The sequence below is a fragment of the Acrocarpospora corrugata genome (genome assembly GCF_009687845.1).
GTDB lineage: Bacteria > Actinomycetota > Actinomycetes > Streptosporangiales > Streptosporangiaceae > Acrocarpospora > Acrocarpospora corrugata.
Genome location: NZ_BLAD01000036.1, coordinates 18,492 through 36,723 on the forward strand (window position 1 = coordinate 18,492; position 18,232 = coordinate 36,723).

The 18,232-nt window shown below is 69.2% G+C and carries 19 protein-coding genes; 2 read left to right on the forward strand and 17 right to left on the reverse strand.

Features of this window, described 5'->3' with window-relative positions; all coding sequences use genetic code 11:
• The first annotated feature begins 73 nt into the window (after nt 1–73).
• The gene (locus Acor_RS01885; RefSeq protein ID WP_155334746.1) at nt 74–2,068 is read left to right on the forward strand and encodes an ATP-dependent DNA helicase; all 1,995 of its coding nucleotides are present in this window, start codon (nt 74–76) and stop codon (nt 2,066–2,068) included.
• Between the two features lie 7 nt (nt 2,069–2,075).
• Here Acor_RS01885 and Acor_RS01890 read toward each other — a convergent pair whose 3' ends face one another.
• From Acor_RS01890 to Acor_RS01955, 15 genes are all read right to left on the reverse strand, one after another.
• Nucleotides 2,076–2,900 (reverse strand): MOSC domain-containing protein, encoded by an 825-nt coding sequence (locus tag Acor_RS01890; protein WP_155334747.1) that lies wholly within the window; start codon nt 2,898–2,900, stop codon nt 2,076–2,078.
• A 112-nt stretch (nt 2,901–3,012) separates the two neighbouring features.
• Nucleotides 3,013–3,801 (reverse strand): SGNH/GDSL hydrolase family protein, encoded by a 789-nt coding sequence (locus Acor_RS01895; protein WP_155334748.1) that lies wholly within the window; start codon nt 3,799–3,801, stop codon nt 3,013–3,015.
• 51 nt (nt 3,802–3,852) lie between these two features.
• Nucleotides 3,853–4,287, reverse strand: coding sequence for a type II 3-dehydroquinate dehydratase (gene aroQ, locus Acor_RS01900; RefSeq protein WP_155334749.1), 435 nt, complete (start codon nt 4,285–4,287; stop codon nt 3,853–3,855).
• A gap of 255 nt (nt 4,288–4,542) precedes the next feature.
• The gene (locus Acor_RS45310; RefSeq protein ID WP_281353132.1) at nt 4,543–4,677 is read right to left on the reverse strand and encodes a hypothetical protein; all 135 of its coding nucleotides are present in this window, start codon (nt 4,675–4,677) and stop codon (nt 4,543–4,545) included.
• Between the two features lie 442 nt (nt 4,678–5,119).
• The gene (locus Acor_RS01905) at nt 5,120–6,346 is read right to left on the reverse strand and encodes an epoxide hydrolase family protein (RefSeq protein WP_155334750.1); all 1,227 of its coding nucleotides are present in this window, start codon (nt 6,344–6,346) and stop codon (nt 5,120–5,122) included.
• A gap of 82 nt (nt 6,347–6,428) precedes the next feature.
• Entirely contained in the window at nt 6,429–7,505 is a 1,077-nt protein-coding gene (aroB, locus tag Acor_RS01910) for a 3-dehydroquinate synthase (RefSeq protein ID WP_155334751.1), read from the reverse strand.
• A gap of 179 nt (nt 7,506–7,684) precedes the next feature.
• Entirely contained in the window at nt 7,685–8,212 is a 528-nt protein-coding gene (locus Acor_RS01915; protein WP_155334752.1) for a shikimate kinase, read from the reverse strand.
• 11 nt (nt 8,213–8,223) lie between these two features.
• Nucleotides 8,224–9,402, reverse strand: coding sequence for a chorismate synthase (gene aroC, locus Acor_RS01920; protein ID WP_155334753.1), 1,179 nt, complete (start codon nt 9,400–9,402; stop codon nt 8,224–8,226).
• 72 nt (nt 9,403–9,474) lie between these two features.
• On the reverse strand, nt 9,475–10,137 hold the full coding sequence (locus Acor_RS01925; protein WP_155334754.1) for a prepilin peptidase: 663 nt from the start codon (nt 10,135–10,137) through the stop codon (nt 9,475–9,477).
• Between the two features lie 104 nt (nt 10,138–10,241).
• Nucleotides 10,242–10,898 (reverse strand): hypothetical protein, encoded by a 657-nt coding sequence (locus Acor_RS01930; RefSeq protein ID WP_155334755.1) that lies wholly within the window; start codon nt 10,896–10,898, stop codon nt 10,242–10,244.
• Between the two features lie 69 nt (nt 10,899–10,967).
• On the reverse strand, nt 10,968–11,525 hold the full coding sequence (locus Acor_RS01935) for an SseB family protein (protein ID WP_155334756.1): 558 nt from the start codon (nt 11,523–11,525) through the stop codon (nt 10,968–10,970).
• Nucleotides 11,526–11,610: 85 nt separating this feature from the next.
• Complete coding sequence (gene bar, locus Acor_RS01940; protein ID WP_155334757.1) at nt 11,611–12,708, reverse strand: barbiturase; 1,098 nt, start codon at nt 12,706–12,708, stop codon at nt 11,611–11,613.
• Nucleotides 12,709–13,623 carry a carbamate kinase gene (locus Acor_RS01945; RefSeq protein ID WP_246238353.1) on the reverse strand — a complete coding sequence of 305 codons (915 nt, stop codon included), beginning with the start codon at nt 13,621–13,623 and terminating at the stop codon, nt 12,709–12,711.
• A 76-nt stretch (nt 13,624–13,699) separates the two neighbouring features.
• Complete coding sequence (locus tag Acor_RS01950) at nt 13,700–14,773, reverse strand: C45 family autoproteolytic acyltransferase/hydrolase (RefSeq protein WP_155334758.1); 1,074 nt, start codon at nt 14,771–14,773, stop codon at nt 13,700–13,702.
• 56 nt (nt 14,774–14,829) lie between these two features.
• Nucleotides 14,830–15,510: a hypothetical protein gene (locus tag Acor_RS01955; RefSeq protein WP_155334759.1), complete on the reverse strand. Its 681-nt coding sequence runs from the start codon at nt 15,508–15,510 to the stop codon at nt 14,830–14,832.
• 170 nt (nt 15,511–15,680) lie between these two features.
• Here Acor_RS01955 and Acor_RS01960 point away from each other — a divergent pair, with 170 nt between their 5' ends.
• Nucleotides 15,681–16,469: an SAM-dependent methyltransferase gene (locus Acor_RS01960; protein ID WP_155334760.1), complete on the forward strand. Its 789-nt coding sequence runs from the start codon at nt 15,681–15,683 to the stop codon at nt 16,467–16,469.
• Here Acor_RS01960 and Acor_RS01965 read toward each other — a convergent pair.
• Nucleotides 16,466–17,017 (reverse strand): peroxiredoxin, encoded by a 552-nt coding sequence (locus tag Acor_RS01965; RefSeq protein WP_155334761.1) that lies wholly within the window; start codon nt 17,015–17,017, stop codon nt 16,466–16,468. The genes Acor_RS01960 and Acor_RS01965 overlap by 4 nt on opposite strands.
• Before the next feature lie 59 nt (nt 17,018–17,076).
• Nucleotides 17,077–18,216, reverse strand: a complete 1,140-nt coding sequence (locus Acor_RS01970; protein ID WP_155334762.1) for a pyridoxal phosphate-dependent aminotransferase — start codon at nt 18,214–18,216, stop codon at nt 17,077–17,079.
• Between the last annotated feature and the right edge of the window lie 16 nt (nt 18,217–18,232).

Sequence of the window (18,232 nt, forward strand, 5' to 3'; positions counted from 1 at the left end):
CATGGGATCCCGATCCCGGACTCCCGAACTTCGGGATGTGGTCCATCGGTCACGGACCGATAACACGACACGGATGTCAGTGCCAGCGGGTACGGTTTTCCCCGTGCCGAAAACCGACCTGCCATCTGTGGAAGACCTGCTCACGACCGCCGTGAAGGAGCTCGGCGGCGCCGAGCGGCCGGGGCAGGTGGCGATGGCGCGAGCGGTGCGGGACGCGCTGGAGAAGTCCGAGCATCTGGCCGTTCAGGCAGGCACCGGCACCGGGAAGTCGCTGGCCTACCTGGTGCCCGCGATCCGGCACGCGGCCGGTTCCGAGCACGCCGTGGTGGTGTCCACGGCCACCATCGCGCTGCAGCGGCAGCTGGTGGACCGCGATCTCCCCCGGCTGACCGAGGCGCTGGCGGCCGAGCTCCCGAAGCGGCCGGAATTCGCCATCCTGAAGGGGCGGCGCAACTACCTGTGCCGCTACAAGGCCACCGTGGGCATGCCCGACGACGAGGGCGACCAGCTGTTCGACCCGCGTGAGGTGAGCGCCACCGGGCGGATGGTGCAGAAGATCCAGGAATGGGCCGAGGAGACCGAGACCGGCGACCGGGACGAGCTGGTGCCCGGCGTCAGCGAGCAGGCCTGGCGGCAGTTCTCGGTGACCGCCCGGGAGTGCCTGGGCGCGCAGCGCTGCCCCAGCGGCGCCGAATGCTTCGCCGAACTCGCCAGGGAACGCGCCGGGCTGGTGGACGTGGTCGTCACCAACCACGCGCTGCTCGCCATCGACGCGATGGAGGACTTCGCGGTCCTGCCGGAACACGACGTGGTCGTGGTGGACGAGGCGCACGAACTGGTGGACCGGGTCACCTCCGTCGTCACCGACGAGCTCTCCGACGCCGGGGTGGGCATCGCCGCCCGCCGGGCCGGGCGGCTGATCGAGCAGGGCGTGGCCGACCGGCTCCAGTCCGCCGCCGAGGACCTCCAGTCCCTCCTCGCCGTCGCGCCCGCCGGCCGGATCGACGACCTCCCGCAGTCCCTCGGCATGTCCCTGGCCCTGGTCCGCGACGCCGCGTTCGGCTGCATCACCGCCCTCGGCTCCCGCCACGCCGACAAGGACAACCCCGAGAACTCCAGCCTGCGCAAGGCCGCCTTCAACGCCCTCGACGAGGTGCACGACACCGCCCAGCGCATGCTCGACGCGTTCGGCGGCGACTCCGAGGTGGACCGCGCCGAAGTGGTCTGGCTCGACGCCGGCCACGGCCGCGTCCCGCCCACCCTGCGGGTCGCCCCCCTCTCCGTCGGCGGCATGCTCCGCGACAAACTCTTCGGCGACCGGACCGTCATCCTCACCTCCGCCACCCTCGCCCTCGGCGGCACCTTCGACGGCATGGCCGCCCAGTGGGGCCTCGGCTCCGACGGCTGGACCGGCCTGGACGTCGGCTCCCCCTTCGACCACACCCGCAGCGGCATCCTCTACGTCGCCAAGCACCTCCCCCAGCCCGGCCGCGACGGCCTCCCCGAGGCCTACCTCGACGAGATCACCGAACTCATCGAGGCCGCCGGCGGCCGCACCCTCGGCCTCTTCTCCTCCACCCGCGCCGCCAAGGCCGCCACCGAGGCCCTCCGCGACCGCCTCACCGTCCCCCTGCTCTGCCAGGGCGACGACTCCACCTCCCAGCTCGTCAAGAAGTTCGCCGCCGACCCCGCCACCTGCCTGTTCGGCACCCTCTCCCTCTGGCAGGGCGTCGACGTCCCCGGCCCCTCCCTCACCCTCGTCATCATCGACCGCATCCCCTTCCCCCGCCCCGACGACCCCCTTTCCTCCTCACGCCAGCGCCATGTCGCCGCCAAGGGCGGCAACGGCTTCATGACCGTCGCCGCCACCCACGCCGCCCTCCTGCTCGCCCAGGGCGCAGGCCGCCTCCTGCGCTCCACCACCGACCGCGGCGTCATCGCCGTCCTCGACCCCCGCCTCGCCACCGCCCGCTACAGCTCCTTCCTGCTGAACTCCCTCCCTCCGTACTGGCGCACCACCGACCCCCAGAAGGTCCGCCAGGCCCTCCAGCGCCTGACCGCCTCCTGAGTTTCGGTCAGGCGAGGATGGTGACCGGGTCGCCTAGGTGGAGTGCGCCTGGGGTGCGGGGGACGAGGCGGATGCCGAACCAGGTTTTGCCGTCCCAGCGGCGGTGGCGGGCGAGGGTGCGGATGGGTTCCTTGCCTTTTTCGAGGGTGGCCGGGTCGTAGGTGGTGGTGACGCAGCGGTCGCAGAGTTCGGTGACGCGGAAGTCGAGGGGGCCGATGCGGATTTCGCGCCACTTGTCCTCGGCGTACGGGGGTGCGCCGTCGATGACGAGGCTGGGGCGGAAGCGGGCCATGTCGAGCGGGGCGGGCGGGTCTTCCTGGCGTTCTAGGGCGCCTTCGAGGATCCAGTCGTCCAGTTGGCGGAGGGACGAGCGGGAGGTGAGCAGGAAGGGTGCGTCCCCGGCGAAGCTGACGACATCTCCGGGGAGGCCGCCGTGCGCCGGGGAGACAGGGAGACGGCGCGGGTCGTCGAGCCAGATCAGGCGGGCGGGCTTACCGAGGAGGCGGGAGAACCAGGCGTGCGCTGCGCCGTCGGCCAGGTGCGCGGTGCCCAGGTCGAGGAAGTTCACGGGAGCGCTCTCTCCGGTGGTCGCCGGGGGCACCTTCAGCTGAGGTAATCCGGGAGCGTCGAGCAGTAGGCCGTCTTCGTCCGTGACTCTCGCCACGACGGACAGCAACTTCGGGTGCTCCCCGACCCAGGGATTGTTGCCGTTCTCGTCCACCACGGCCCACCGGCGATCCCCGTCGAGCCCCCAGGGCTTCACAACCGCGGAATCCACCACCAACCCCGAAACCGACTTAACCGGATATTTCCGGATTTCAGCAAGCTCCATCCGGCCACCGTACGCCCGAGAGAGCGCTTTCACGAGGGTCACCGTCGGTTCGGTCGGATCACCGTCAGATCAGCGCGGAGCCACCATCGGACCACCGTCGGACCACCAGTGATCACAGCTGGCGCGGATCCCCCGCCTGCTCGTCGAAAACCGTCAGCTCAGGCCGCTTCGCCATGACATCGTCCCCCGATGACGTCCCCCGCAGCCGCCGCCCGATCCACGGCCCGAAGTGCTCCCGAAGCCACTGGGCGTCCTCACGGCTCTTCGCTGAAAGGTTCACTCGCTCCCGAGGCGGCCAGACCTTCCGCCAGTCCTCGTCACCCGGCACCCCGAGCACATCCAGCACTCTGGCCGCGACCATCCGATGACCGTCCTCGTTCATGTGCAGACGATCGTCACTCCACGCCCGCCAGTCCCGCAGCCCCTGCATCGACCACATATCCACCATCCGGCATCCGCACAGATCCGCGATCGACCGCAGATGCAGGTAGTAGGTCGCGAACTTCCCCCGGGCCCGCCGCATGATCGGCGTATCCCGCGGATCCACCCCGGTGAACATCAGCACATCGGCCCCGGTCGCCCGCAGATCCCGTACGGCCGCCGCCACCTTCTTCGCCATCCGATCCGGATCACTCCCCGGCCGGAGCAGGTCGTTCCCGCCCGCGCAGAAACTGATCAGATCCGGCCGCATCCCCACAGCCTCCGGCACCTGATCGGCGACGATCTGATCGATCAGCTTCCCGCGCACCGCGAGATTCGCATACCGGAACCCCGGCTCCAGCACCGCCAGCCGCTCCGCCACCCGATCGGCCCAGCCACGGAACCGCCCATCCGCCCCCGGGTCATTCAACCCTTCGGTGAAACTATCCCCCAGCGCGACAAAAGACCGATACCGCGTCATCTCACCATCCCCATATCCGCCCGTAACAACCTAGCGGGGGGCATCCGCGTGTCAGCTGCCACCCTCCGCGATAGCCCGCAACGCCAGCACATACGACTGGAACCCAAACCCCGCGATCGTCCCCGACGCCACCGCCGCCACCACAGACGTGTGCCGGAACTCCTCCCGCGCGTACGGATTGGAGATATGCACCTCGATCAACGGCGCGGTCCGCTGCGAGATCGCGTCCCGGAGCGCGTACGAGTAGTGCGTGAAGGCCGCCGGATTCAACACCACCGGCGTCTTCCCATCGGCGGCCCCATGAATCCACCCCACCATCTCCGCCTCATCGTCGGTCTGCCGAACCTCAACCGACAGCCCCAGCCCCCGCCCGGTCTCCTCACACAACGCCACAAGATCATCAAAACTATGAGCCCCATAAACATCAGGCTCCCGACTCCCCAGCCGCCCCAAATTCGGCCCATTCAACACCAAAACCGACCGCACCGCAGCCTCCTGCCCGACCCTCCGACGCACCACCGCACGCCGCCCGCTTCCCCGCCACCCAACTTCGTGGCGAGCAAGACCATACTCGCCAGACCAACCCCACCACACCACCGACAACCATGAACGCCCTCCCCGAACCACATGCTCAACGGAAGACGCGCTAATGCCGAACCGCCATACGTAGGACCGCCCACAACGGCTCCAGATCCGCACAGGCGGCCGGTCGAACGTAGTCCGACTCCTGGCGGAATCGATTTACTCGCCCGGCCTCGACGATGTGGCGCCGTAGACCACGCCGCGCGCGCCGGCCTCGACGGCGCCGGCCTCGACGGCGCCGGCCTCGACGGCGTCGGCCGCGACGGCGACGGCCGCCAATTGCAGGGCGTGCACGAGGTGGGCTTCATCGAGCCGCCGAGGGCGAGCAGCATAAACCGACTCCTGGCGGAATCGGCAGAGTGGGAGCACACTCGAAACAACGGCCACCATGCACTCCGAGAACTCGGTCGTACTCGGAGCACCGCGGGGTGGCCGTTCCAGATCGAGGACTTGGTCGTCCACGGAGCAGTGCGCCAGGCCACCGCAGCCGGCTTCCGGCTTCCGGCTTCCGGCTTCCGGCTTCCGGCTTCAGCGTGAGTGGCGACGCGTGACCACGACAACGATCGCGCGGCACAGCAAGGCCCCGCGCGCCACCTCGGGCGGGACGCGGTCCGAACTCGCCGCCATCCGCGCCATCCTCGAGGCCCCGGCCCTTCACGGACCGCCTCACCGCCATCCTCACCCAGGACCGCTGTTGGATCGCCTCCGCCAGGTGGCCAGCGGGGTAGAAGGCAGTTCAGCGTTGGCTGCGGAAGGTGTGGCGTAGGTCGGTGACCCAGGCGTCGGGGATTTCCCAGGGGATGAAGTGGCCGCCGTCGTGGTGTGCGGTGAGGTTGACGTGGTTGTACCAGGGTCCGCGTTCGGAGTTGATGAAGTCCTGGACGCGCTGGTCGGTGGTGATGCCGGGTGGGTTCTCGTATCCGACGAAGGTGATGCCGGTCGGGGCTTCGATCACCGGCCAGCGGTCGTGGGACGGGGTCCACGGGTAGCGGTTCGCGTTGGCGTAGTAGCGCACGGAGGTCCCGATGGCGTTGTTGACCCAGAAGATCATGGTGTGGGTGAGGATGTCGTCCTTGGTGAAGACGGTCTCGACGTCGCCGTGGTTGTCGCTCCACTTGGTCCAGCGTTCCAGGATCCAGGCGAGCAGGCCGGCGGGTGAGTCGCTGAGGCCGTGGGCGAGGGTGCTGGAGCCGAGGACATGGGCGGCGAGGTGCACGGCGAAGCGGCGATCCAGCTCGACGATCCGGCTGTGCACGCTCTCCGGCAGGCCGTCCGGGATGGGACGGCCACCGCTGAGGTCCCAGGCGCGGTCACCGTTGAACATGGTGAGCTTCTGGCCGGAGCCGATGTGGATCGCGTGCAGCTCTTCGGCGTACTTGTGCCCGAGCTGGCCGGTGACCAGCGCGCCGATGTCACATCCGGCGGCGGCGTACTTCCGATGGCCGAGTACGTCGGTCATCAGCGTGTGCCACAGGTCCGCGACCTTCCAGAAGTTCATGTCCGGGTTGTCCGGCAGCGGCGTGGAGAACCCGAAGCCCGGCAGGCAGGGCACGATGACGTCGAACGCGTCGGCGGGGTCGCCACCGAAGGCGGCAGGGTCGGCGAGCGGGTCGATCACCTTGGACCAGTGCCAGAAGGTCCAGGGCCAGCCATGGGTGAGGATCAGCGGAACGGGATCGGGGCCCACACCCGGCTTGCGCATGAAATGAACGGGAACGCCGTCCACAGTCACCCGATAGTGCTCATACGCGTTGATCGCGGCCTCGGCCTTGCGCCAGTCGTACTCGTGGAGCCAGTAGTCGACCAGCTCTTCCAGGTAGGCGCGACTGACGCCGTAGCGCCAGTCCTCGTTGCCCACGTCAACGGGAAGGCGAGTGAGCCGCAGCCGCGACTTGAGGTCGTCGAGCACATCATCGGCTACGTGGATCGGCGTTGGTTCGAACGGGATGTTCATATCTGCCATGGGGGTTACCTTTCGCGAGTTATGTTCCCGCGCTCACGATCCGGATGCAGTCCGCACAGCCGTCCGTGCTTTCGAACAAAGATCATCTGGCGATCTGGTGGAAGGCCGATTCCAGGAGATCCTCGGACGGATCTTCAAGGCGGGACACCTTGGCGAGGCCGTCCAGCACGACCAGGCGAAGTTTGGCCCCACGGCTCTTCTTGTCGATGCGCATGTGTTCGCGGAGCTGCGGCCAGGCGTCCCTGCGATACGAGGTCGGCAGACCCACCGAGCTGAGGATGGACCGCGTGCGGTCCACGATGTCGTCGCCGATCCTCCCGTCCAGGCGGGACAACTCGGCCGCGTAGACCAATCCGATCGAGACGGCCTCGCCATGGCGGATGTGGTAGTTCTCGACGCGCTCGATCGCATGGGCCAGCGTGTGCCCATAGTTGAGGATCTCCCGCAGGCCGCTCTCCTTCAGATCCGCCCCGACCACGTCGGCCTTGATCTGGATCTTGCGCTCGATCAACGCCCGCGTGTGCGTCCCTTCCGGCACCCGAGCCCCCGCGGGATCGTCCTCGACCAGCATCAGGATCGTCGGATCCGCGATGAACCCACCCTTGATGATCTCCGCCAGCCCTGCCACGTAGTCGTCACGCGGCACACTCACCAGCGTCGCCAGATCGCAGAGCACCCCCTTCGGCGGATAGAACGCCCCGACGAGGTTCTTCCCCTCCGGCGTATTGATGCCCGTCTTCCCACCCACGGCGGCATCCACCATCGCCAGCAACGTGGTCGGAACCTGAATCACCTTGATCCCACGCAACCAGGTCGCCGCCACGAACCCCGCCAGATCGGTAGTGGCCCCCCCACCGACCCCGACCACCGCATCCGACCGAGTAATCCCATACCGCCCAAACGCCGACCACAACTCCGCGGCGACATCCGACGTCTTCGCCTGCTCCCCATCCGGCACCGGCAGCGCCACAACCTCATACCCGGCAACCGTCAGCACATCACAGACCGGCCGCGAGATCTCCGGCAAACTCGCCGGACAGACCACCGCGACAGTCCTGACCCCGTCCCCCACCAGCCCAGGCAACTCCGCGAGCACCCCGGTCCCCACCACCACGTCGTAGGGCTCGTCACCACGCACATGAATCCGCGAAATAGTCACAACTACCTCTCCCTCGCTCCACCCAACGACTCACACTCACCAACAGCCATTTTTCCACCGGCCTGAACCTCGTAGGAGGTCATTCAGCTCGGTGGAGGATCAGAGCCGGACCACCGCCCCACCTTCGTCAGAGGCCATGCGGGCCGGGCCACCGCCCCGAAGGAGGTCGTCCGCGCGGTCTACGGGCCGGAATTGGTGAGGGTGGTGGCGATTTCGGTGGCCAGGTCGGCGGGGTCCCGGTCGTCGGTGGGGAAGGTGTGGGTGGCGAGGGATTCGTAGAGGGGGCGGCGTTCCTCCATGAGTTTGCGGAGTTGGCTGCGGGGGTTGAGGACGAGGAGGGGGCGGGCGGAGGCGAGGCCGACGCGTTTGACCGCCTGGTCGAGGGCGACCCGGAGGTAGATGACGGTGTGGGTGGCGAGGAGGGCCTGGGTGGCGGGGTTGAGGATGGCGCCGCCGCCGACGGAGAGGATGCCGGTGTGTTCCGTGAGTGCCGTGCTCACGGCGGCGGCTTCGAGGGTGCGGAAGTGGGCTTCGCCGTCTTCGACGAAGATGTCGCCGATGGGCTTGCCGGCGGTGGCCTCGATGTCGGCGTCGGTGTCGCGGAAGGGGACGCCCAGGTGTTCCGCGAGCAGGGTGCCGACGGTGGTCTTGCCGGAGCCGGGAGGGCCGATGAGAACGGCCAACGGTGCGCGCCGTACCGAATTCATGATCATTTACCTTACTTGATGACCATCGAGGAGAGGTAGCCGGAGAGGTTGCGGGCGACCTCCTCGACGGAGTCGCCGCCGAACTTCTCCAGGGCCGCGTCGGCGACGATCAGGGCGACCATCGCCTCGGCGACGATGGCGGCGGCGGGGACGGCGCAGACATCGGAGCGTTCGTGGTGGGCCTTGGCGGCTTCGCCGGTCAGGACGTCGATCGTGGCCAGGGCACGGGGCACGGTGGAGATGGGCTTCATCGCGGCGCTGACCCGGAGCGGTTCGCCGTTGGTCATGCCGCCTTCGACGCCGCCGGCCCGGTTGGTGATCCGCCGCACCCCGGACGCGGTGTTCTCGATCTCGTCGTGGGCGCGGGAGCCGGGGCGGCGGGCGGTCTCGAAGCCGTCGCCGAGGGCGACGCCCTTGATCGCCTGGATGCCCATGAGGGCGCCCGCCAGGCGGGAGTCGAGGCGGCGGTCCCAGTGGGTGTAGCTGCCGAGGCCGGGCGGCAGGCCGTAGGTGACCACTTCGACGACGCCGCCGAGGGTGTCGCCCTCCTTGTGGGCCTTGTCGATCTCCGCGATCATGGCGGCGCTGCCGTCGGGGTCGAAGCAGCGGACCGGGTCCTCGTCGATCGCGGCCAGGTCGGCGGGGCTTGGCAGGTCGATCGAGGGGCTCGCGGCGCCGCCGATGGACAGGACGTGGCTGACGATCTCCACGCCGAGCGCCTGCTTGAGGAAGTTCTTGGCGACCTGGCCGAGAGCCACCCGGGCCGCGGTCTCGCGGGCGCTGGCCCGGTCCAGGACGGGGCGGGCGTCGTCGAAGCCGTATTTCTGCATGCCGGCGAGGTCGGCGTGGCCGGGGCGGGGGCGGGAGCGGGGCGCGTTACGGGCGACGCCTTCCAGCAGGGCCGGATCGACCGGGTCGGCCGACATGACGGTCTCCCATTTCGGCCATTCGGTGTTGCCGATCCGGATGGCGACGGGTGAGCCGAGGGTCCGGCCGTGCCGGAGCCCGCCGACGACGGAGACCTCGTCCTGTTCGAACTTCATCCGGGCGCCGCGCCCGTAACCGAGCCGGCGGCGGCGGAGGGCCTCGGCGAGTTCGGCCGTGGTCACCTCGACCCCGGCGGGCAGCCCTTCGAGGATCGCGACGAGTTCGGGGCCATGGGACTCCCCGGCGGTCAACCAGCGCAGCATGACACCAAGTCTTCCATGCGTCCCAGACTGCGACCGCCGTTCCTCTCACCTGTCAAGACAGTCGAATCTTTCCTACGCCTCGACAACCACGGCCACGAACGCCGCAATGATCATGAAAGGCCCGAAAGGGAACTCGCTCTTGCGGTCGCCCTTCTTCGTCACCAGAAGGCCGATCGCGTACAGCGCTCCCAGCACGTGCGCCCCCACCCCGGCGACGATCGCCGCGTTGACGCCCACCGCCCCAGTCACGATCCCCAGCACGCCCGCCAGCTTCACATCCCCCAGCCCGATCCCCGTGGGCCGCCCAAGCCAAAGAATGAGATAAATCCCACCCAGCGCCAGCCCACAGGCCAGCCCCACCAGCAACTGCCCGGTCGGCGCCAGAAGCCCGATCACCACCAGGTACGACGGCAGGGTCACCGCATCCGGCAACCGCCAGGTCCGCCAATCCACTACCGCGAGCACAACCCCCATGAACGCGGCATAGACCATCGCGAACAGCAGCGGACTCCCCCCGAACCGCCACCCCAGAACCCCGAAGACCAGCCCCGTCGCCGCTTCGACCAAATAGGGCGCCCGAGGCACCGGCCACCCCCGGACCGCCCCCAGCACGGCTTCCCTGGCTTCCCCCCGCACATCCTCGGTCGCCGGCTCGAACCCCTCCGCCAGCGCCCGCGCGTACCCACCGGCGACCACCCCGGCCACCGCCAGCCCACCCGCAACCACCACCGACACCCGGCGACCTTAACCCGCCCCGCACCGACGATGTCACCGATCCCCATCAACAAGAAACCGCCCCCGGCCACAAGACCGGAGGCGGTCACGCCCACATCTACGCGCTAAGCGCTCAGCCCCGTGCCTTCGGACCGGGCCAGCAGCTTCAGAAACCGCGGATGAAGCTCCTCGCGCCACGCCTTGAGCCCGTCGACCTCCCCGAGCACGACGTTGACGCCGGACCGGAGATCCTCCTGGCCTTCCCGAAGCTCGGCCACATCGGCCCGCAGCCCCGTCATGCTCTGCCGAAGCTCGGTCTGACCCCGATAGAGATCCGCCTGACCCTGCCGAAGCTGCACCACGTCGGTGCGAATCTCGTTGACGTCGGCTCGAAGTTCGGCCTGACCCTGCCGGAGTTCGGTTACTTCCGCTCGGAGTTCGGTCTGACCCTGCCGGAGTTCGGTTACTTCCGCTCGGAGTTCGGTCTGACCCTGCCGGAGCTCAGCCTGACCCTCGCGAAGCTCTGTTACGTCGTTCCGGAGGTCGGCCACCGCCCCTCGAAGCTGGACCTGACCCTGGCGGAGTTGGGTCACGTCGGAGCGGATGTCGACCTGGCCCTGGCGGAGTTCGGCCTGGCCCTGGGTGAGGTGGTCGAGGCGGGTGCCGATCTGGCCGAGGTTCTCGTTGATGTTGACGAGGACGGTTTTGATGTCGGCCAGGTCGGAGGTGGTTTGGACGGCGAAGCCCTCTAGGGCCGTGACGCGGCGGCGGAGGGTTCTCATGGGGACGATGGTACTTAGTCTACTCATGGGCGAGAGCTTGACACAGGCTTTGACAAATGCGCAGCGAAATCAGTCAAATACTCTACGGAGCCATTTAGGGGGCCATTTCGGGCCACGGGAGGCCATCTTGGCGATAGTAACGTCTGATACGAGTGGAGACAAGTCGTTGAGCGAAGATGGGTCTTCCAGGGCGGTGAGGACGTGCAGGAGGGAGCCTTCGATCGGGAAGGGGATCGGGCCGGCCACGTCGATGATCACGGCGGCGGCGGATTCGTGCAGGGCCGCTTTGCAGACCTGGGGGGTGGTGGCCTGGATGGGGCGGGCGTCGGGGCGCCAGAGCCGGAGGGCGGCGGAGCTGGTGAAGGCGAGGACGGCTTCGCGGCCGTCGGCGCCGATCAGTTTGGGGAGGGCCATCTCGCTCTGCTTGTCCTGGCGCAGGCCGTACGCGCCGATCTCCGACTCGGTCAGCAGGGCGACGACGGGGACCAGCAGCCGGGCCGTGCTCAGCGCCGTGAGGACGTCGGCGGCGGTGGCCGTACCGGACTGGAAGGCGGACAGGGCCGCGGTGACGGCGGGGTCGGCGCTGCCGTCGTCGTGCGGGGCGAGTGGGTTCGGGATGCTGGGCACGCTTGGGGAGCCTACCCGCCTGGTCAGGCGGCCCGGCTGAAGCCCGGCCGCCCCGCGGGACGGGGGTGGCCGGGCGGCGGGGAGGTCAGCCGAGGTCGGCGATGGCGATGACGGGGCCGCCGCCGCTGGGACCCTGGTGGACGGCGGCGACGCTGACGAAGACCGCGGGGTCGCCGGTGACGCTGGCGGCGACGCCGCCGACGGTGGCCTTGATCTGGCGGTGCCAGTGCACGTCGGAGTCGTCGAGCATGATGTTGCGGCGGCCGCGCACGCTGCCGGTGGGGTCGGCCTCGCACTTCATGAACAGGTTGACCAGACGTCCGCCGAGGTCGCTGGGGTGCGGGCGGTCGGGCAGTTCGAGGCCGCTGTCGCGGATGGCCTCCCAGATCCCGTCCGCGTCGAGCGCGTCCTTCATCACCGAGTGCCCGGCCCGGTAGCGCCCGCCGATGCCGCGCACGTTGCCCACCACGACGATCTGCGCCTGGTCGAGCTCGACGCCGCTGGAGCAGGACGCGACCGAGGAGAACAGGGACAGATCCTTGTGGATCTGCTCGGCCGACGGCATCTCGATCTCGCCGAGGGCGACGGCGACGCCGAGCGCGGTGGTCGAGTTGGAGATGTCCATGGAGAGGCCGGTCTCCTCGGTGATCACCTCGTGGCCCCGGGACTTCGCGTCGTTGATCGTGGACAGGGTCAGCAGCGGGGTCTTGGTCTGGACGTAGTGCACGTCCGCCGGGTCGTCGATGCCGGCGATCTTCATGGCCTCCCGCACCCCGGCCGCGACCTTCTCCACCATGGCCGGCCGCCCGATGTCCTCGGGCAGGATGACCTCGCTCATCGCGATGCCCACGCTCACCCTCGGCTCGTCGCTCGGTACGGCCAGGGCCGGATCCACCGTCGCGAAGATGGTGGCATGCGGGCTGAGCACCCCGTCGGTCCCGCCGGACCACACCAGCGGCACGTTCTCCGGCGCGGGATGCCCCTTCGCCGCGAGCACCTCCCGGAACGCCCGGTCGGCCAGGATCCGGGTGTAGTCGTTCACCCCGCCGTTGCCCTCGGTCTTGCCGATCACCGCGAGCACGCGGCCCGCCTCGATCACCCCGTCGTCGATCAGCTTCGCGAGACCCGACGCGTCGGTGACACTCTCGATGGCGACCTTGCGTACCTCAATAGGATCCGGCATCTAACTCTCCGTTACCGTTGTCCCAATATTTCCTGACAAAGCGTCGCTGATGTGGTCTAGCGAGGTGATGACCGCCCGCTGCCCCCCGTCTTCGACGAAACGCAGCGCCGCTTCCACTTTGGGGCCCATGCTGCCGCTGGCGAAGTGCCCGGCCGCCTGGTGCTCCCGGAGTTCCGCGACCGTGACGGCCCCGATCGGGCGCGGTTCAGCGGTGCCGTACCCCAGGATGGCGTTCGGCACGTCGGTGGCGATCACCAGCACCCCGGCCCGTACGGCTCGCGCCAGCACCGCCGCCGCGTGGTCCTTGTCGATGACCGCCTCGACCCCGCCCAGCCGCCCGTCGGCCCCCCGGGCCACCGGCACTCCCCCGCCTCCGGCGGCGACGATGGTGTACCCCGCCTCCATCAGCGTGACCGCGGTGCCCGCGTCCAGGATCTCGATCGGCCGGGGCGAGGCGACCACCCGCCGCCAGCCGCGATCGAACTTCCGCCAGCTCTGCCCGAGCTGCTCGAACCGCCGGGCCTCGTCCTCGGGGAAGTACTGCCCGATCGGCTTGACCGGATCGGCGAAGGCGGGATCCGCCGGGTCGACGAGGGTCCTGGTGACCACCACCGCGACCGGGATCGGATCGAGCGCGTTCATGATCATCATGCCGATGGTGCCCTGGGTCTGCGCCCCGCACCAGTCCAGCGGCACCGGCGGCACCACGTGCGCGGTCAGCTGGTTCTTCAGCAGGATGTTGCCCACCTGCGGCCCGTTGCCGTGGGTGAGCACCACCTGGTGCCCGGTCCCGATGAGGGCGGCGACGTGGCCCATGGCGAGTCCGACCGCCCGCAGCTGGTCGGCCGGGGCGGCGCTCCCGTCGGCCGCCGTCATCGCGTTCCCGCCGAGAGCGATCAGTACGCGTTCACCCACATGGCGAAACTAGCCGGGCCCCTACCGGCCCGCATGGGCGACTCTCGCCCACCACCGGCATTTCCCTCGGCAAGATTCACCAAGTACGGCTGCCGCAGGGCCCGCCGTCCATGGCCACCAGCTCGCCGTTGGGCAGATCGAGCTCCACCGTGGCCAGCGTGATGTGGTCGTCGTCGTGGCCGGGCGCGGTGTGGTGGCAGACCCCGCCGGCGTGCCGGGACATGACCTCGCGGACCCCGTCCGCGTCCGGTTTGGCGGTCTGGCCGCGCAGCCCGCGCCTGAGCAGGTCGCGCCGGATCAGCGTGCCGGGGTGCTGACGCGGAAAAGGGTCGTAGGGGGCCACTCTCGGGTCGAGGAAGTGGTTGGTGTGCACGAGCATGCCGTCGTCCTCGGGCGTGCTCCAGCCGGGGCCGCCCGGGTGCAGCTCGGCGGTGATCGCGGCCTTGCCCTCGGCCACGCCGTAGGAGACGAGGTTGAGCGAGGAGGAGGCCGACACGTCCGCGCTGGCCAGCAGGTAGGCGGCGGAGGTGACGGTGACGCACTCGTCCAGCACCCGGCGGGCGGCCACGTGCACCGGCAGCCCGATGGTCTCCTGGACGCCGTCGTCCTCGTGGTGCAGCCGGGTGAACAGCAGCCCGAGCCCGGCCGAGTTGACACCGATCTTGCCGACCACGCCGTACTCGGTGAGGGTGTGCACGGTCTTGCCGTCCGGGTGCTCGATCGTCCAGACCAGCCAGCCCTCCGCCATCTCCCTGGTCCAGTCCCAGGTCTGTACGGCCACCGGCGCGCTGTCCGGATCCTCGCCCAGCAGCACGACGGCCGAGCACTCGCTCCGCGGCCGGCCGTCCAGCATGGCCAGGATCTCGGTCCGCGCGTTGATGGCGGCGATGTCGGTGACCGGGAGGTGCGCCCCCTCCGCGATGCCGGTGATCTCGTCGGCCAGTTCCGGCGCCCACGCCTCGATGGCCTTCAGTGCTTGGGTTCCGAGGTCCACGAGGTCGATGTTGGTCCCGCCATGGCGCTGGAACATGTCCCGGTAAATGCGCACATTTGTGGCTACCTGGGTGGCGTGGACCTGGCCGAACTCGTGGCCGCGATCGAAGGGGTCGTTATCTGAGGACGTGTAGGCGCGGATCACATCTCTCAGCATCCCATCTAGTTACATTCCGTACGGGCAGTGAAATGTGATCCTCATCACGATCAGAATCAGCCGGTCATCTCGATCCAGGTGGCCCGGCTGGCGGCCACGAGCCGTCCGGAGGGCTCGTAGATGCCGGCGGAGGCGTGCAGTTTCCGGCGTTCCCTGCCCTCGGTCCTGGCCACGATCAGGTAGGTGGCGTCCGGGAAGATCGAGCCGTAGACCCGGCCCGTGAGGCGGCCGAGCAGGGCGGCGCCGCCGGAGGTGAGGTGGGCCCAGCCGGTCGGGCAGTCCAGCGCGCCCCACACGTGGCTCAGCGGCAGGGTGGCCGACCAGTCGGCCAGGGCGGGGTGAGCGTGCCAGAGCATGGCGACCTCGCCGGGGCGGCCGGTGGGCGCCGGGTGGATGCGCATGCCGTCGCCGGGTTCGCGATGGCCGCAGACGAAGCAACCGGGGAAGGGATGGTCGGCGGCGCCCGCGAAGGCGCCGCAGATCCGGCCGGGTTCTATGGCCGGCGGCGGGACCGGTGCGTCGTCCACCGGGCGGGCCTCGACCAGCAGGGTGTCCTCGTCGTACAGACGGACCAGGGCGGGGGTCTTCTCGATGCGGATGTCGGCGTCCAAGGGGGTGGGGGCGCGCAGCGTCACTTCGACGGTGCGTCCTGGCGGCAGGTAGCTCGCCGCCAGTCCGGCGACCCAGCCGCCGTTGGCCATGCCGTCGGGTCCGCGAAATCGTTCGGAAATCTTCATGCCACTCAGGTTCCCCCTTCCTCCTTTCAGCGCGCTTACACGGCGACTTCATCGCAAAACAGCGCCAACTTAGCGAATCCCCCTTGTTTTCCGGCGTGGAAGCGCTCCCACACCTCCTGCTATTGGCTAAGATCTCGGCAAATATCGCCACAGATTCGGGGGCCCCGCGCATGACCACTCCGAAGATCGACACGTCGGTTCCGCATCCGGCCCGGGTGTACGACTACTGGCTCGGCGGCAAGGACAACTACGCCGCGGACCGCCAGGTGGCCGAGGCCGTCGTCGCCGCGACCCCGGGCGTGGTCGTCGGGGCCAGGGAGAACCGCGCCTTCCTCGGGCGGGCTGTCCGGTTCCTGGCCGAGCAGGGCATCGACCAGTTCCTCGACATCGGCACCGGGATCCCGACCGCCGGGAACACGCACGAGGTGGCCCAGTCGGTCAATCCCGCCGCCCGGGTGGCGTACGTGGACAACGACACCATCGTGATGGTGCACGCGCGGGCGCTGCTGACCAGCACCCCGGAGGGCCGCACCACCTACATCGAGGCGGACCTGCGGGAGCCGCGGACGATCATCGACCACCCCGACGTGAACAAGGTCCTCGACTTCTCCCGGCCGGTGGCGGTGGTCATCATCGGGACCCTGATGCACATCAAGGACGAGGACGACCCGTGGGGCGCGGTCAAGCAGTTCACCGACGCGACCTGCCCCGGCAGCTACCTCGCCATCACCCACCTCACCGCCGACTTCGAGCCGGACGCGATGGGCACGCTGGCCAAGAACTACAACACCGGCCCGCTGCTGATGACCAACCGCACCGCCGAGGACGTCACCCGCTTCTTCGACGGCTTCGATCTGGTCGAGCCCGGCCTGGTGTGGGCATCGGAGTGGCGCCCCGACAAGCCGATCCCCGCCGAGGCAGTGCGCGGCGGCTACGGCGCGGTCGGCAGGAAGCTCTAACCGGCCAGCAGCTTCTCCGGGTCCAGCCCGGCGTCGCCCCTGTTCCAGTTGCACGCGCACAGCTGCTCGGACTGGAGCGCGTCCAGCACGCGCAGGACCTCCTCGACGTTCCGGCCGACCGAGCCCGCCGTCACCATGGTGAAGCGGATCTCGTTGTTCGGGTCGACGATGAAGGTGGCGCGCTGGGCGACGCCGTCCTCCCCGAGGATGCCGAGGGCCTCCGACAGCTCCCGCTTGAGGTCGGAGAGCATCGGGAACGGCAGATCCCGCAGGTCGGGGTGGTCCTTGCGCCAGGCGTGGTGGACGAACTCGGAGTCGGTCGAGACGCCGAGCACCTGCGCGTCCCGGTCGGCGAACTCGCCGTTCAACCGGCCGAACTCGGCGATCTCGGTCGGGCAGACAAAGGTGAAGTCCTTCGGCCAGAAGAACACGATCCGCCAGCGGCCCTCGTAGGTCTTGTGGTCGATGGCGGCGAACGCCTCGTCGGCGTCGAGCGCCACGCAGGCGGTCAGGTCATACTCGGGGAAACGGTCACCGACAGTAAGCAAGCCGATCTCCTTAGTGAGGATGCGGTGCGAGCATAGACGCCCGCGGCCGATCCGGGAAATCAGCCGAGCCGGCTCAGCCGCGCGATGGCCTCGTCGATGACCGCGTCCTTCTTGCAGAAGGCGAATCGCACGTAATGGCGGCCCATTTCGGGTTCGTCGTAGAAGACCTGGGTCGGGATGGCGACGACTCCGGCGAGTTCCGGCAGGCGGCGGGTCAGGTCCAGGCCGTCGGCGAAGCCGAGCGGGCGGATGTCGGTCTGCACGAAATAGGTGCCGGACGGGCGGAGCACCTCGAATCCGGCGGCGGCCAGGCCGGCCATCAGACGGTCGCGCTTGCCCTGGAGCGCGCCCCTGAGCGTGCCCACCCAGTCGAGTTCGTGCCGCAGCGCGTACGCCACCGCGAGCTGCCAGGGCGCGGCGGCGGTGAAGGTCAGGAACTGCTTCACCGTCTGAATCGCCCGGATCAGCTCGGGCGCGGCGCAGATCCAGCCGGTCTTCCAGCCGGTGACGGAGAAGGTCTTCCCGGCCGAGGAGATCGTCACGGTCCGCTCCCGCATGCCGGGCAGGGTGGCCAGCGGCACGTGCGGGATGTCGTCGAAGGTGAGGTGCTCGTAGACCTCGTCGGTGATCGCGATCAGGTCGTGCTCCCGGCACAGTGCGGCGATGGCCGCCAGCTCGGCCGGGGTGAACACGGTCCCGGTGGGGTTGTGCGGGGAGTTGACCAGGATCGCCCGGGTCTTCGGGGTCACCGCCGACCGCAGCTCCGCGGGGTCGAACGCGAACCGGCCCGCCTCCACCCGAAGCGGTACGGCCCTGCGCACCGCCCCGGCCATCGCGATCGCCGCCGGATACGAGTCGTAGTACGGCTCGAAGACGATCACTTCGCTGCCCGGCTCGCAGAGCGCCAGCACGCTGGCGGTGATCGCCTCGGTGGCCCCCACGGTGACCAGGATCTCGCTGTCGGGGTCGTAGGCCAGGCCGTACCGGACCTTCTGGTGGTCGGCGATGGCCTGCCGGAGTTCCGACACGCCCGGCCCCGGCGGGTACTGGTTGAGGCCGCCCCTGATCGCCTCGACGGCGCGGTCTAGCATGGCGGGAGGCCCGTCCTCGTCCGGGAATCCCTGGCCCAGGTTGATCGCACCGGTTCGCACGGCCAATGCCGTCATCTCGGCGAAAACGGTTGTACCGAATTCCCGCATCCGTCCCACAAGCACG